Here is a 15539-nt window from a genome sequence, read left to right on the forward strand (position 1 = left end):
AAAAGGAGGTAAACAAATGAGTAAAAAATATTATTGTCCTACTTGTAATAAAGAAGTAGAGATGATAGCTGCTTGCGGTGCAAGTAACTATTTTTGTAAACATTGCAAAAGGCTAGTGTCTAGTAAAAAGGTAATAAAAAAGGAAGAAAAAGAACTAAAAAAAGAGTAAAATGGGAAGCTAAGAGGGAAATAGATATATATTTTTTAGGTAAAGAGTGTATATAAAGGGGGGAACGTAAAAATGAAAAAAATGGTACGCTTAAAAAATACACGACATACATTAGAGCTAGTCGTTCTTCTTTTAGTAGGTGGAGTGTTATTAGTAGTGTTATCCTTTCTACAAACTCAAATGGAAACAGAAAAAGAAGTCAAGACAGAGTTAGTGGAACAAAATGCAGGGAAAGAGCAGACAATAGAAGCTTTTTATGCTCCCTTAGATGTAGAAGAGGAAGAATCGGATAGTGCAGTAACAGATTTATTTGTACTACAATTTCCTTTAGCAGAGGATTGGAATACAGAACCTTTTAGTTCAGGCTTTGTGCCTAATGAAGGATTAGGTAAGGAACTGGTGAAGGAATATGGATATAAGCTTTTTATTCAAGGCTTAAAACAAGACAATCCTTATGTACAGTGGTATAGTGCCTATCGTTTGATTGAGTTTTATAATAGTGGTTTTAGAGAAGAGATTATGATTCATTTAGCTGAACTTCAGCAGGAGACTCCCTATGAAGAGGTGCGTGCAGCCAGTCGATTTGCTATTAATGTTCTAAGCAATCAACCAGAGGAAGAAAGCAGATTAATACGCACAAAGGAGGGCCTGTTAGTATTTACACGTTTTTTTGAAACCCAGCTAGGGGGTGGACAAAAGGTTTATTTAGTAAAGGATAATAAGCTAAGTGAGCTATTTGTATGGAAGGATGAAGAGCATCTAGTAGGTGTGAAGCATATTGTTTTATCACAAGATAGCAAATATGCATGGATTGGATTACAAGGAAAGGAGAAGTTTTATAGTTATATTATTTCCTTGCAAGAAACAAAGTATCCTTACTATGCGACTTCCCAAACGCTTTTTTCAAATGATGGTGAACAAGATGTAGAACTTTCAGCTTTAAATGAAAAATGGAGAAATATAAGTTCTAAAATAAGTTTTGAAGACCCACAACAAGGTATTTTAGAAGGGAAATGGACAGAGGAAGGAACACTTGAACTTGCCTATAAGGAGCAACACTATACTTATTTACCAGAAACCAAGGAATTAAAGGAAGGTTATAAGGTAGAATGGGATGCAAATTATGATTATATTGCTTTTGTAAAAGGGCTAGAAAAACAAGGGGTACATGTGGTTCAAAAAGCACATTATTTTTCATCTGTGTTTACTACTATGCGAGAAGAATTAGAAATAGGTAAAGAAAGCATACTCGTTTATGAGTATGCGAGTACAAAGGAAATGGAAAAAATAAGTCAAGCTATTAATCCATTAGGTACACGATTGGGGGATAAACTTATAAGTAGTACGCGAAATACTCATTTATATAAAAAAGGAAGGCTTATTGTTTTATACTATGGAGCAAGTAAAGAAATAATGGGATATTTAAAGAAGGAGTTAGGAGAACAATTTGCAGGAAATCCTAGTATATAATAAATTTTAAAAGTGTATATGCGAGTAAGTATATAACAAGACATTAGAAAGAATATGAGGATATAAAATGAATAGACAACAAGAACTAGGTAGTGAGCCTATTAGCAAGCTATTACTTAAATACTCCATCCCAGCCATTATAGGAATGATTGTAAATGCTCTATATAATGTGGTGGATCGTATGTTTATTGGTAACATTCCAGATATAGGTGCATTGGCTATTACAGGTGTAGGCATTACAATGCCTATTGTAACTATTTTATTAGCTTTTGCTATGCTTATAGGACTAGGTGCAACAGCTAGTATATCTATTAAGTTAGGGCAGGGGAATAAAGAAGAAGCAGAACGTATTTTAGGTAATGCAACAACGCTTTCCATTATTGTAGGAATCATCTTAATGGTACTGGGTCTACTTTTTGCGAGTGATTTACTGCTTTTATTTGGAGGCAGTGAAAACACCTTGCAATATGGTAGAGAATATATCCTCCTTTTCTTAGTAGGAACCATTTTTAACATCATGGCCTTCGTCTTTACAAGTATTATGCGAGCAGATGGAAATCCTAAAATATCTGCTTTAACGATGATTATAGGTTGTGTACTAAATATTATATTAGATGCAGTTTTTATTTTTATTTTAGACAAAGGGATTGGTGGAGCAGCACTTGCCACCATTATTTCACAGGCAGTTTCAGCTATTATTGGGTTTTATTATTTTACAAAAGGACCTTCTCATTTAAAAATTAAAAGTGGCTATTTAAAATTAAATTTAAAGCGTGTGCAAGGGATTTTTGCTATTGGTGCAGCACCTTTTGCCATGCAAATTTGTATTAGCTTGGTACAAGTAATTACGAATAATGCACTAAAGGCGACAGGTGAAGAAATTGCTATTGGAGCCATGACGACTATTACTTCAATCATTATGTTAGTACTAATGCCCATCTTTGGAATCAACCAAGGAGCACAACCGATCATTGGTTATAACTATGGTGCTAAACATTTTGAACGTTCACAGAAAACATTGCTATTAGCTATGGGTTCTGCAACCATTATTTTAATAGTAGGTTTCATAGGGATTCAGGCGATGCCTACTGTGCTTGTCCGGATGTTTGATAGTGAAGGAGCCATTGAGGCTTTAGCTGTACCAGGGATACGTATTTATTCACTGAGCTTACCTATTGTTGCTATTCCTATTATGGGAGCCAACTATTTTCAAGCAATAGGAAAGGCAAAGATTGCTATGCTTCTGAGTCTTCTAAGGCAAGTGTTAGTACTTATTCCCATTATCATTATTCTGTCAAAAATAGGGGGATTAACTGGAATTTGGGCAGCACAGCCGACGAGTGATGTTATTACCACTCTTTTAATTGGTATCTTAATAGTGAGAGAGTTTAAAAATGACAAAGAGCGACTCAGCTGAAGTTTCAGCCGAGTCGCTCTTTGTGGTAGAGAATAAATTTATTCTGGATAATTTAAATTCTTATCAGTAAGCTTAAGTAGGGTTTCTTCTAGGTATTTTTTTGCTTCGTATTTTGCCATAGGCAAGTTGAGATCTAAGTAGTTCCCACAGTCTTTAGCAGAAGCGCCAGGAATAGCTCCCTCAAATTTAGCTATAAAGTCAAACATTTCTGTAACAAGTGGTGCAATGTCTTTAGAAGAACGGTTCCCTTTTAAGATAAGGTAAAAGCCTGTGCGGCAACCCATGGGTCCGAAGTAAATAACTTCCTCAGCAAAAGTAGGGTGATTACGAAGAAAAGTAGCTCCGATATGTTCGATAGCATGCATTTCAGCCGTATTTAAAACAGGTTCTAGATTAGGTCTTTTCATACGTAAATCATAAGTTGTTAGAGGGCTTTCACCTATAACATCTATTCTAGACGTATAAATACCGCATAATAAATCCAAATGATTTACAGTAAAGCTTGCAATTTTTTTCATGATACATACGCTCCTTTATAAAAATGGAATGATTCTGCTGTTATTATATACTAGAAAAAGAGGAACGTACAGTTATAATGAGTTTTTCCTTGATTTCATAGAATTAGTCTGATAACATGAGAGAAGATAAAAAAGTAGAAGAAGGTGCCGAAATGAGCGAACAAAAGAAGGTTATTTTTAGTGGTATGCAGCCATCAGGTGTAATTACATTAGGAAATTATTTAGGTGCCCTAAAGAACTGGACCACTTTACAAGAAGAATATAACTGTTTATATTGTATTGTTGATATGCATGCTATTACCGTAAGACAAGAACCTGCTACTCTTAGAAAAAATGCAAGGAATCTTTTGATGCAGTACATCGCAGCAGGACTGGATGCCCAAAAAAATACTATTTATATGCAATCTCATGTTTCAGGACATGCAGAACTGAGTTGGATTTTAAATTGCTTTACTTATATGGGTGAGCTTGGGCGTATGACTCAATTTAAAGAGAAATCTCAAAAGCATGGAGATAATATTAATGCAGGTTTATTTACCTATCCTGTATTAATGGCAGCAGATATTTTATTATTCCAAACAGACCTTGTGCCTGTGGGAGTAGATCAGAGGCAACACTTAGAATTAGCAAGAGATATTGCTATTCGCTTTAACAATATTTATGGAGAAACCTTTAAAGTACCAGAAGGCTATTATCCAAAGGTTGGGGCTAAAATCATGAGTCTTCAAGAGCCAACGAGTAAAATGTCTAAATCAGATACAGATGCCAATGCATCCATTGCTATTATGGATGATCCAGATACGATTATTCGCAAGTTCAAACGTGCGGTAACCGATTCTGATACGGTAGTACGTTTTGACCAAGAAAATAAACCAGGCGTAAGTAATTTAATGACTATTTATAGTGTTATAACAGGTCAAAGTATGGAACAAATTCAAGAAGAATTTGAAGGTAAAGGTTATGGGGATTTTAAAATGCGTGTAGGTGAGGCTGTGGTAGAAGAGTTAAGACCCCTTCAAGCAAGATTTAAAGAGCTTGAAAAGGATAAAGTTTATATTGATGGACTTATTAAACAAAATGCAGACACAGCCAACTACTTAGCAACTAAGACTTTACGTAAGGTGCAAAAGAAAGTAGGTTTTGTACCTGTTATTCGTTAACTTTATAGAGTAAAGTTGAAGGTAAAATAAAAAGGGTGGGAGGACTAGTCTTAAAAACTAGACATCTCACCCTTTACATGTCAACTTATAGTAGTTTATTTAGGAGAATGAATGAAACCACGGCCATTACCGACTACCTGTGAAGTTTCTGAGACTGTCATAAAAGCTTTAGGGTCATACTTTAAGGTAATTTGTTTGACCTTAGCTACCTCACGAATACTAATAGTTGTATATAAAATGTATTTTGCTTCTTGTGTATAGGCACCCATAGCAGGTATAACGGTTACCCCACGATGGATTTCTCTTATTATAGCATCCGAGATGCTTTGATAATTTTGAGCATTAGTAATGATAAATAAGGTACGTTTATGATTAATACCATCTACTACGAAGTTAGTTACTTGGCTACTAATAAACATAGTTGTCAAAGTAAGTACAGCGATATCTAAACCAAAGAAATAAATAGAAAGTATGATAATTAACAAATTTAAAGAAAATAAAATAGTTGCCATATTAATGGAGAAGTATTTATTAACAATCTTAGCTAAAATATCTGTTCCTCCAGTGGAACCATCTGCTCTAAAAATAATACCACTTCCTAAACCATGTATCACACCACCTACTAAAACAATAGTTAAAATATTACCTGTTGGAATAACAAGAGTGGTGGTAACTTCTAACCAAAAGGATAGCATAAGCATACCTAATAAGCTGTAAAACAAATAGGTTTTGCGAAGGAAAAGGAGTCCTAGTAAAAAAATAGGAATATTTAGTAGCAGAACGAGCAAACTGACTTTAAAGTCCAGTAAAAAGTGGATGAGCAAGGAAATACCACTAATCCCTCCACTTAAAAGTTTGCTGGGAACTAAAACTCCATTCGTAGCTACAGCTAACAAAAGAGTACCAATAAACATACTAAAGATGCGTTTCATATCAAGCCATTGAAAATTCATTTTTCTACTCCTAAACTATGCATTTAATACTGAATTAGATTATACTATAAAAGAAAGTAGCACGAAAGGGAAAACCTTAAAATAGATGAAAGAAAAGAGGACATAGAATGAAACTAGTAGCAGATACGCATGTTCATACTTTAGCGAGTGGACATGCTTACAGTACTGTTGATGAGATTGTAAGACAGGCAAGTGAAATAGGTTTAGAAGCTTTAGCGATTACAGATCATACCAGTGGTATGCCAGGAGGAGCTCACGATTTTCACTTCATGAATTTAAAAGTCATTCCTAAATATTTACATGGGGTGAGAATACTAAAAGGGGCAGAGGTAAATATTGTTGATTATGAAGGACATGTAGATGCATCCAAAGAAGTTATGGAGACAGTAGAATTAGTTATTGCTAGCTTACACCCACCTTGCATTCCTTTTGCAGATAAAGAGACCGTTACTACAGGTTTAGAAAGAATTATGGAAAATCCACTTATTCAAATTATTGGTCATCCTGGAGATGGACGCTATCCTTTTGATGCAAATCGTTTAGCACGTAAAGCCAAAGAAACAGGGACACTTTTAGAGATTAATAATGCCTCTTTAAAACCAACTAGCTTTAGACCAGGTGTAAGGGAAAATCTTATTTTGCTTTTAGAAGCATGTAAAGCCTATGGTACTCATGTAGTTGTAGCAACAGATTCTCACTTTTATACAGAGGTAGGTCAATGGCAAGAAAGCCTCACATTTTTAGAACAAATAGATTTCCCAGAAGAATTAGTCATTAACACTCACACAGACCATCTTCTTGCATTTATTTCCCAAAAGAGATTGAAATAAACAATTCTATACTGTACAATGGTAAAGTAAAGAAGAAAAGGCGAGGAGATGAAAGGAAGGGCTATGAATTCAAAGTTAAAAGATGATGTAACAGATAAATTATTTGAAGCCATTTTAACACTTCGAACAGTAGAGGAGTGCTATGCCTTTTTTGAAGACTTATGTACAGTGCATGAGCTAAAATCTCTTGCTCAACGATTAGAAGTAGCTAAAATGTTAGAAGGTAAAAGAACATATACAGAAATTCAACAACTCACAGGGGCTTCTACAGCAACCATTAGCCGTGTAAATCGTAGTTTAAGCTATGGTTCGGATGGTTATAAGATTATATTAGAACGTATAGAACAACCATAAAACAGCTTATTAAGCTGTTTTATTTTGCTCATGGGATAAAATTTAGATGAAGTATAAAGATAAGGGAGGAATAAAGTATGGATTTCACGACAGGATTAAATGAGATGCAAAAACAAGCTGTTTTGCACACAGAAGGTCCACTACTTATTTTAGCAGGAGCAGGGTCTGGCAAGACGAGAGTACTTACACACCGTATTGCTCATCTTGTAGAAAATAAAAGGATAAGCCCTTGGTCGATTTTAGCCATTACTTTTACTAATAAGGCAGCAGGTGAGATGCGTGAGCGAGTAGGTAGTCTCATTGGTGATGAAATAGCAAGTCAAATGTGGGTCAGCACCTTTCACTCAATGTGTGTGCGTATTTTAAGAAGATATAGTGAACGCTTAGGCTATGATAGATACTTTACTATTTATGATACTGCTGATCAGAAGGCACTCCTTAAAGACATTATCAAAAACCAAAATATAAATGAAAAAAATTTCCCAGTAGGAGCTGTATTAGGTGCCATTAGTAGCAAAAAAAATGAACTGATTACTCCAGCCTTAGCCAAAGAGCAGGCAGGTGGAGAATATAGAGATAAGATCCTAGCTGAAATTTATGGTGCTTATCAAAAGAAACTAAAAGAAAATAACGCGATGGATTTTGATGATTTATTGATGAATACCTATGAGCTCTTTAAGTTGAATGAAGATGTGCTACAAGATTATCAGCATAAGTTTAGATACATCCTTGTAGACGAATATCAAGATACCAATGGTGTACAATATCAGCTTGTTCAAATGTTAGCTAGAAAACATCAAAATCTTTGCGTAGTAGGTGATGATGATCAATCTATCTATGGTTGGAGAGGTGCAGATATTCGCAACATACTTGATTTTGAAAAAGATTTTAAAGAAGCAACTGTCATTAAACTGGAACAAAATTACCGTTCAACAAAAAATATTTTGGATGCTGCTAATAGTGTAGTAGCTCACAATAAAGGTAGAAAACCTAAGCGTCTTTGGACAGAGAGTGAAGCAGGTGAAACGATTTCTATTGTGGAAACGGACAATGAATATAGAGAAGCTGAGATGATTGCTGCCCAAATTGTAAGAGCTATTGAGGAAGGGGAAAGAGAATATAAAGATTTTGCGGTGCTTTACCGTACCAATGCACAGTCTCGTGTCGTGGAGGAAAAATTTATTACCAGTTCTATTCCTTATCGTCTTTTAGGTGGAACGCGATTCTATGAAAGAAAAGAAATCAAGGATCTTATTAGCTATTTAAAAGTAATTAGTAACCCTAAAGATGATGTAGCGCTTAAACGTATTATAAATGTACCTAAGAGAGGAATAGGTGCAGCAAGTATCAATGCTATTGCAGAATATGCTTTAGTGCAAAATATGGACTTTTTTGAAGCTGCTAGGTTATGTAAAGAGTTAGGCATTTTAGGTGTAGGTCCTAGTCAAAAAGTATTAGCTTTTACAAACTTAATAGAAGAGCTACAAGAAATAGCAAATACTAATGATATAAAAATGCTTTTAGAGACACTTATTGAAAAGACAGAGTACCGTAATCATATTCGTTTTACAGAAGGTGACACAGCAGAAGATCGTTTAAGTAATATTGATGAATTATTCTCTAAGACGGTACACTATATGGCGAGTGCACAGGAACCTCATTTGGGTGAGTTCTTAGAAGAAGTAGCCCTTGTAGCCGATATTGATAACTATGATGAAGCAAGCAACTCCGTTGTGCTTATGACACTTCATAGTGCCAAAGGATTAGAATTCCCAGTGGTTTTCATGCCAGGGGTAGAAGAAGGGCTTTTTCCAAGCTATATGAGTATGACAGAAGGAGAAGATAAATTAGAGGAAGAAAGGCGACTTTGCTATGTAGGAATTACCAGAGCAAGAGAAAAACTTTTTATTCTTTATGCTAATGGACGTACTGTTTTTGGACGTCCTCAGTCTAGTATGCCTTCCCGTTTTATTAAGGAACTTCCAAGAGAAGTAACCAATTTAGCCCATTTAGATAAGCACATTTTAAGAGATAAGCAAACAGGTAAGGCAACGATAGGCCAAGAAGTGGGAGAACGCAGGAGTTTTAGTGTCAGCGAATTTACGCAGCTTAATCAAAAACGCAGTTTTAGTAGTGAGGCGCAAGATAAGTCTCAAAAGATGTCTTTTCAAGGACGAACGATAGAAAAACCCACTATTCCTATCCACAGGAAAACAGCTATTCCACCTTTTATGAATCATAAACCAGTAGAAAATTTACCAGAACCTATACAAAATTTTACAGTAGGAGAGGTAGTAAAACATATAAAGTTTGGACAAGGAACAATTAAAGAAGTCATGCAGACTGACAAAGATGTATTTGTGACAATTACTTTTGAAAATGGAGAGAGTAGACAATTAAGTACACGTTTTGCTAAATTGCAACGTCTTTCTTACTAAATTTTCCAATCGTCAATTTGTTTTTGCAAAAAATAACATTTTAGTTTATAATAGACATGCAAAACAGAGTGACATATTAATTTGGAGGATACATGAAGAAGACTTTAAGAACTATAGTAGCTAAGGCATCTTCCTATATGGAAATTTTTATCAGTGTTTTATTATTAGTAGGTATTTCAATTGCAACAATTAATTTAGCAACTGAACTGATAGGAATGAGTAAGGTAGCACTTGCTAGCCCAGATGTAACCTTGCCAATAGAAGAGTATTTAGCAACAGGCTTGCAGCTAATCATTGGTGTGGAATTTATCAAGATGATTGCAAAACATACTGTAGGTAGTGCCATTGATGTACTTCTCTTTGCAATTGCTAGGAAATTAGTTATTAGCCATGGAAGTGCTTTAGATTTACTTCTAGGTATTATAGCTATTGCGATTCTTTTCATAATCAAACACTATTTTGGAAATAAGTGTGAGAAAGGCACTTCAATCGTTAAAAAAGAAGAAGTAGAAGAATAAAAAAAGCTCCACTTAAGTAACAGCCTAGTTACTTAATGGAGCTTTTTATATATACATAAAAGTGATAGGTAATAGAGTGAGAAAACCCTATACGTAATCAAATAATTGTTTATAATAAAGAAAGAGATAAGTATTAAAAAGGATATTAAAGTGAAAAGGACCTTGTTAAAGGGTAAATATAGAAAATAAAGGGTAAGAGAGGTAAAGAAAATGGAAAAAAGTAAGCTAGGGCGTATGCAAGAGTTAGTAGACCAATTAAGTAAGGCAGCATATGCTTACGAACAAGAAAATAGGGAAATAATGAGTAACTTGGAGTATGACCAACTTTATGATGAGCTTAAGCAATTAGAAGAAGAGACAGGTATTGTTTTAGCGGGTAGTGTTACTCAAAAGGTAGGTTACGAAGTAGCAAGTAGTTTACCTAAAGTGACGCATAATAAACGCATGCTTTCTTTAGATAAGACAAAGGAAGTGGCAAAGCTAAGGACTTTTTTAGGAAATAAGGAAGGACTTCTTTCCTGGAAACTAGATGGGCTTACTATTGTATGTACCTATGAAAAGGGACAATTGGTACGAGCAGTTACAAGAGGAAATGGTGAGATTGGTGAGGAAATCACAAACAATGCCAAAACTTTTAAGAATCTTCCTTTGTATGTGGACTATAAAGATTCCTTTGTTATACGTGGAGAGGCAATTATTACGTATACGGACTTTTATAAAATCAATGAAGCATTAGGTGAAAAGGAAGAAAAGTATAAAAATCCACGTAACCTTTGTAGTGGGAGCGTAAGGCAGCTGAACTCTCAAGTGACTGCTCAAAGAAATGTACGCTTATATGCCTTTGGTCTAGTAGAAGGGGGGCCCGTTTTTGAAAAGAAAAGTCAACAGCTTAGGTGGCTGAAAGAGCGTGGCTTTGAAGTGGTGGAATATAAACAAGTAACAGCAAATACACTAGAGCAAACAGTAGCTTACTTTTCCCAGGAAATACACAATAGAGATTTTGCGTCAGATGGGCTAGTGCTTACCTATGAGGATATTTCTTATTCTAAATCTCTAGGAGAAACAGCTAAATTCCCTAAAGATTCGATTGCCTTTAAATGGCAGGATGAAAGGGTAGAAACCACTATTAAAGGGATAGAATGGAACACTTCACGTACAGGTCTGATTAATCCAGTAGCAGTATTTGAACCAGTAGAGATTGAAGGAACTACAGTAGAAAGAGCAAGTGTACACAATTTAAGTATATTGGAGGAGTTTAAATTAGGCATAGGGGATAAGGTTATGGTGTATAAGGCAAATATGATTATTCCACAAATTGCAGAGAATTTAACACAAAGCGGCTCAGTTGCTTTTCCGGAAAATTGTCCAGTATGTGGTGCACATACCCTTATTAAACAAGATAAAGCTACTAAAACTTTAATTTGTACAAATGCTAATTGTAGGGCACAACGTCTTAATGCGTTCATTCATTTTACAAAAAGAGATGCGATGAATATAGAAGGTTTATCAGAAGCAACCCTTGATAAATTTTTAAAAAGAGGCTACTTAGAAGATTTTAGTTCACTTTATCATTTACAAGACTATAAAGAGGAAATCAAGAAGATGGAAGGCTTTGGAGAAAAGTCTTATGCAAAACTTGTTGCCTCTATTGAAAAATCCCGAGAAGTTAAAATGCCTCAATTTTTATTTGCACTAGGCATTGCACAGATTGGTTTAGGAACAGCTAAGCTTATTTGCAAATACTTTGAGAACGATTTAAGTAAAATTCAAGTAGCTTCTGCTGAAGAGTTAGTTACTATAGGTGGTATAGGGCCTGTAACAGCTAAGGAATTAAATGAATACTTCACACTTGAAGAAAATCAAAAAATGCTAGAGCGCCTTCTTAAAGAAATTCACTTCATAAGAGAAGAAGTAGAGCAGGTAATAGATTCCCCTATTATAGGGAAAACCTTTGTAGTAACAGGAGAGGTGATGCATTTTAAAAATCGAAAAGAGTTACAAGCACAAATCGAAGCATTGGGAGGAAAAGTGACAGGATCTGTAAGTAAAAGTACACATTATCTTATTAATAATGATAACACATCGGGCTCTAGTAAGAATAAGAAAGCTAAGGAGTTAGGTGTTCCCATTATTACAGAAGAAGAATTTTTACAGTTAATAAATAATTAATCATCAATCAGCTATAGATTTTTTAAAGTAAAATTTATAGCTTGAATCTATAGTTATATTTTAATAAAAATAGTTGAGCATAAGTTAATTTATTTTTAACTATTTCTATTTATTAAAATATTTGTAATAATGTATAAAAAGCAGTTATTATAAGATGAGAAGCTATCGATTAGGTTTAAAGATTTAATCTAAATAAAATCATTTAAGAGGAGATGAAAAGATGGGTATTATTAAGGCAGCAGCAGGTGCTGTAGGAGGTTTATTAGGTGATCAATGGTTAGAAGCTATTGAACCCATGCAAATGGATAATGAAACCTTAGCAACCTATGGTGTATTTGTAAGAGGAAAAGATAGGCGTAACACAAACCATAAAGGAACAGAAGATCTTGTGACCAATGGTTCGCTGATTCATGTTCCTGAAAATGTATTTATGCTTTTAGTAGATGGAGGTAAAATTATAGCCGCGACTGATGAAGCAGGTTATTACCAGGTTGACCAATCCACAGCACCTTCTCTTTTTTTTAAAGCGGCAGAAGGCATACAAATAAGTGGTTTTAATAATACTGGCAATCATAGTATTCAAAGGCCAGGTGGCTTTGTGAATACTCTTAAAGACTCTTGGGAGCGTTTTAAATTTGGTGGGAGCACACCATTTAAGCAACAAGTTATTTATATCAACAAACAGGAAATTCCTAATATTCGCTTTGGTACGAAAAATCCTGTACCTTATACAGACCGTACTTTAGTGCCAGGACGAGGTGTGCCTTGTAAAATTACCTCTTTTGGGAGCTATTCTATTCGTATCGGTGATCCACTCCTTTTTTATAGTGAGGTATGTAGTAAAACAGGCAAAAAAATACTTCAAACGCAAGACATGGCAGAACAATATATCAATGAATTTCTAATGGCTTATCAAACTGCCTTAGCAAGTCTTTCAACGTTAAATGTAGCTGTATCGGATATTGCTATTAAAACAATGGAACTTGGAACTTATATGGCACAGATACTTGATCAAGAATGGCTAAGCAAACGAGGTTTTTACATAGAGAGTGTAGGTATTGCTGGTCTTAACTATGATGAAAAGACACAGGAACTTCTTGATAAATATGCAAATGACTCTATTTTATTTGATCCCAATGCTAGGATAGCACGTATGACGGCTGGTATGGCAGCTGGTCTTGAAAGTGCTGGAAGTAATGAAGGTGGAACAATGCTAGGTTTTGCCGGTATGAATATGGGGATGAATACAGCAGGACAAATGGGTGTAATGCCAGGACAGCAAATGGCTTATGGGCAAGTAATACCTACACCTACATCTGTACCAACAGCTACTAGTGGCCGTTGGAGTTGTACATGTGGTGCTCAGATGGAAGAAAGTGCAAAGTTCTGCTCAAATTGTGGAATACCTAGAAAGCAAGAAGACAAGGAAGAAGGCTGGATGTGCGAGTGTGGTAAAAAGGTAACAGAAGGGAAATTTTGCCCAAACTGTGGAAGCAAGAAAATAGAAAAAACTTTATGGAAATGCAGTTGTGGCCATGAGACAAGTGATTTGTTTTGCTCACAATGTGGTAAGAAAAAGCCACAAAGTTATAAATGTGATAAATGCGGTTATGAACCAGAAAACAAGACAAATCCACCGAAATTCTGTCCTAAATGTGGAGACCCATTTGATGAAAAAGATCAAATTTAATAAATAGAGAGGGAGAAAGCTATGGCAGAAGTAAAGGCTTATAAGTGTTTAAGTTGTAAAGCGGGGTTAGAATTTGATCCTGCTAGTCAGAAGTGGAAGTGCCATTATTGTTTTAGTAGCTTTGAAAAGGCAGAACTTGATGCAGTCTATGGAAAAGAGGAAGAGAAGCAAGAAGAGACGTTAAAGGAAAGTAAGGTTTTAGATAGCTATTTCTGTAGTAACTGTGGGGCAGAGCTTATAGCTGACGAGACAACAGCAGCTACATTTTGCGTATATTGCAAGAGCCCATCTATTATTAAAAGACGTTTTGAGGGTGAATTTAAACCTCGTTATGTTATTCCTTTTAAATTAACATATGAACAAGCAAAAGAAATTTATCAAAGTTGGATGAAAAAACATGTACTTGCACCAACCCACTTTAAGAGAAAGGAAGAAGTAGATAAAATCACAGGCATTTATGTACCCTTTTGGCTTTTTAATAGTCAGGTGAAGGGGAATATTGTAGGGGAAGGAACAAAGATAAGGACTTGGTATCAAGGGGATTATCAGTACACTCAGACAAAATATTATGAGGTAGAGCGGGAAGGTTACTCTGAATATGAGAAAGTCCCTATAGATGGCTCACAAAAGTTAGAGGATGCTTTAATGGAAAAAATAGAGCCCTATGAGTACAAAGATTTAAAAGACTTTAATTCTGCTTATATCAGTGGTTTTATGGCAGAAAGGTATGATGTGGATTCCCAAAAGGCACAAAGCTCTATGGAAAATCGTGTTAAACAGTACATGTCTAGTAGGCTTGAGGCAACGATAACAGAGTACAATACTTTTATCCCACATAGTACAAATTATGAAGTGAAAAAGAGAGAAAGTAGCTATGCCATGATGCCACTTTATATTTTAGTGAATGAGTATAAGGGAAAGATGCATGAGTTTGTCATTAATGGTCAAACCGGTAAAGTAGCAGGAAATACCCCTATTAGCTTTAAGAACCAGCTTTTATATGGAGCGAGTATATTCTTTTTTTCAGTTCTTATTTTAGTGTTAGGGGGTGCTTTCTTTGTATAAGAAACAATTACTACTTATTTTACTTTGTTTTACTGTGTTTCTAGGCTTTTCATCTTGTTTGCTAGCAATGGAAACGACCCATGTAAAGGATCAACTAGGGTTCTTTACAGCAAAGGAATTACAAAATCTAGAAGCAATGATTGAAGAGGTTAGGTCAGATTATAACTTTGATACAGTGATTGTAACCATAGATGATACACAAGGGAAGTCTTCAAGGGATTTTGCAGATGACTACTTTGACTATGGGGGTTATGGTATAGGAGAAGAACGTTCAGGTATCTTACTCCTTATTAACGGGAAGGAGCGAGAAGTTTGGCTTTCTACGAGAGGAAAAGGATTGGACTTTTTCCCACAAAATGAAATAGATACACAGGTAGAGAAGCTTGTCTCTTATTTAGGTGATAGTGAAGACGAGAATGCGCGTTATAATGGGTGTAAAAATTTTATAGAAAATGTAAAAAGCATTTGTAGAAGGAATACCTTAAGTTATGGAGGTAAAGTTTTAGTTCTTTTAAAGTCCCCTTTTACGTATATAATAGCTTTTATTGTAGCTTTCATAGTTACACTAGTTAAGACACTAGGTAGCAAAGGTTGTGTAACCGTTAATCATTTAACTTATGAGGAAGACAAAGGACTTAAGCTAACCCATCGTAAAGATAACTATTTAAGAGAACATACCACACGAATAAAGCTTGAAAAGCAAGACAAGAATAACGGCTCTTCAGGAGGAGGAACTCATAGGAGTAGTAGTGGAGCTACTCATGGTGGGGGTGGTGGTAAGTTTTAAA

14 protein-coding genes are annotated in these 15539 nt (G+C 35.2%); 12 read left to right on the top strand and 2 right to left on the bottom strand.

Translation table 11 applies throughout. The annotated features are described in order from the left end of the window. The first annotated feature begins 16 nt into the window (after positions 1-16). From CS063_RS00195 to CS063_RS00205, 3 genes are all read left to right on the top strand, one after another. Positions 17-169, top strand: a complete 153-nt coding sequence (locus tag CS063_RS00195) for a YfgJ family double zinc ribbon protein (protein ID WP_099447704.1) — start codon at positions 17-19, stop codon at positions 167-169. A gap of 72 nt (positions 170-241) precedes the next feature. After that, on the top strand, positions 242-1639 hold the full coding sequence (locus CS063_RS00200; protein ID WP_099447705.1) for a hypothetical protein: 1398 nt from the start codon (positions 242-244) through the stop codon (positions 1637-1639). A gap of 67 nt (positions 1640-1706) precedes the next feature. Next, the gene (locus CS063_RS00205) at positions 1707-3056 is read left to right on the top strand and encodes an MATE family efflux transporter (RefSeq protein WP_099447706.1); all 1350 of its coding nucleotides are present in this window, start codon (positions 1707-1709) and stop codon (positions 3054-3056) included. Between the two features lie 38 nt (positions 3057-3094). Here the strand turns inward: CS063_RS00205 and CS063_RS00210 are convergent, their stop codons facing one another. Beyond that, complete coding sequence (locus tag CS063_RS00210) at positions 3095-3574, bottom strand: S-ribosylhomocysteine lyase (protein WP_099447707.1); 480 nt, start codon at positions 3572-3574, stop codon at positions 3095-3097. 152 nt (positions 3575-3726) lie between these two features. On the opposite strand from CS063_RS00210, the gene trpS reads away from it, so the two are divergent. Further along, positions 3727-4734, top strand: coding sequence for a tryptophan--tRNA ligase (gene trpS / locus CS063_RS00215; protein ID WP_099448181.1), 1008 nt, complete (start codon positions 3727-3729; stop codon positions 4732-4734). A gap of 95 nt (positions 4735-4829) precedes the next feature. Here the strand turns inward: trpS and CS063_RS00220 are convergent, their stop codons facing one another. Then, positions 4830-5687: a YitT family protein gene (locus tag CS063_RS00220; protein WP_099447708.1), complete on the bottom strand. Its 858-nt coding sequence runs from the start codon at positions 5685-5687 to the stop codon at positions 4830-4832. A gap of 107 nt (positions 5688-5794) precedes the next feature. Here CS063_RS00220 and CS063_RS00225 point away from each other — a divergent pair, with 107 nt between their 5' ends. From CS063_RS00225 to CS063_RS00260, 8 genes are all read left to right on the top strand, one after another. Continuing rightward, positions 5795-6517, top strand: coding sequence for a phosphatase (locus CS063_RS00225; RefSeq protein WP_099447709.1), 723 nt, complete (start codon positions 5795-5797; stop codon positions 6515-6517). 63 nt (positions 6518-6580) lie between these two features. Continuing rightward, positions 6581-6871, top strand: coding sequence for a YerC/YecD family TrpR-related protein (locus CS063_RS00230; protein WP_099448182.1), 291 nt, complete (start codon positions 6581-6583; stop codon positions 6869-6871). A gap of 77 nt (positions 6872-6948) precedes the next feature. Beyond that, positions 6949-9309, top strand: a complete 2361-nt coding sequence (gene pcrA / locus CS063_RS00235; RefSeq protein ID WP_099447710.1) for a DNA helicase PcrA — start codon at positions 6949-6951, stop codon at positions 9307-9309. 92 nt (positions 9310-9401) lie between these two features. Further along, positions 9402-9827 carry a hypothetical protein gene (locus CS063_RS00240; RefSeq protein ID WP_099447711.1) on the top strand — a complete coding sequence of 142 codons (426 nt, stop codon included), beginning with the start codon at positions 9402-9404 and terminating at the stop codon, positions 9825-9827. 210 nt (positions 9828-10037) lie between these two features. Continuing rightward, positions 10038-11996, top strand: a complete 1959-nt coding sequence (gene ligA, locus CS063_RS00245; protein WP_099447712.1) for an NAD-dependent DNA ligase LigA — start codon at positions 10038-10040, stop codon at positions 11994-11996. 220 nt (positions 11997-12216) lie between these two features. Then, on the top strand, positions 12217-13686 hold the full coding sequence (locus CS063_RS00250; protein WP_099447713.1) for an SPFH domain-containing protein: 1470 nt from the start codon (positions 12217-12219) through the stop codon (positions 13684-13686). Positions 13687-13707: 21 nt separating this feature from the next. Continuing rightward, on the top strand, positions 13708-14751 hold the full coding sequence (locus tag CS063_RS00255; protein ID WP_099447714.1) for a zinc ribbon domain-containing protein: 1044 nt from the start codon (positions 13708-13710) through the stop codon (positions 14749-14751). Further along, positions 14744-15538, top strand: coding sequence for a TPM domain-containing protein (locus tag CS063_RS00260; protein ID WP_099447715.1), 795 nt, complete (start codon positions 14744-14746; stop codon positions 15536-15538). The genes CS063_RS00255 and CS063_RS00260 overlap by 8 nt, the downstream gene beginning before the upstream one ends. The last annotated feature ends 1 nt before the right edge of the window (position 15539 follow it).

Origin of the sequence: Sporanaerobium hydrogeniformans (assembly GCF_002735925.1) — a bacterium.
GTDB lineage: Bacteria > Bacillota > Clostridia > Lachnospirales > Cellulosilyticaceae > Sporanaerobium > Sporanaerobium hydrogeniformans.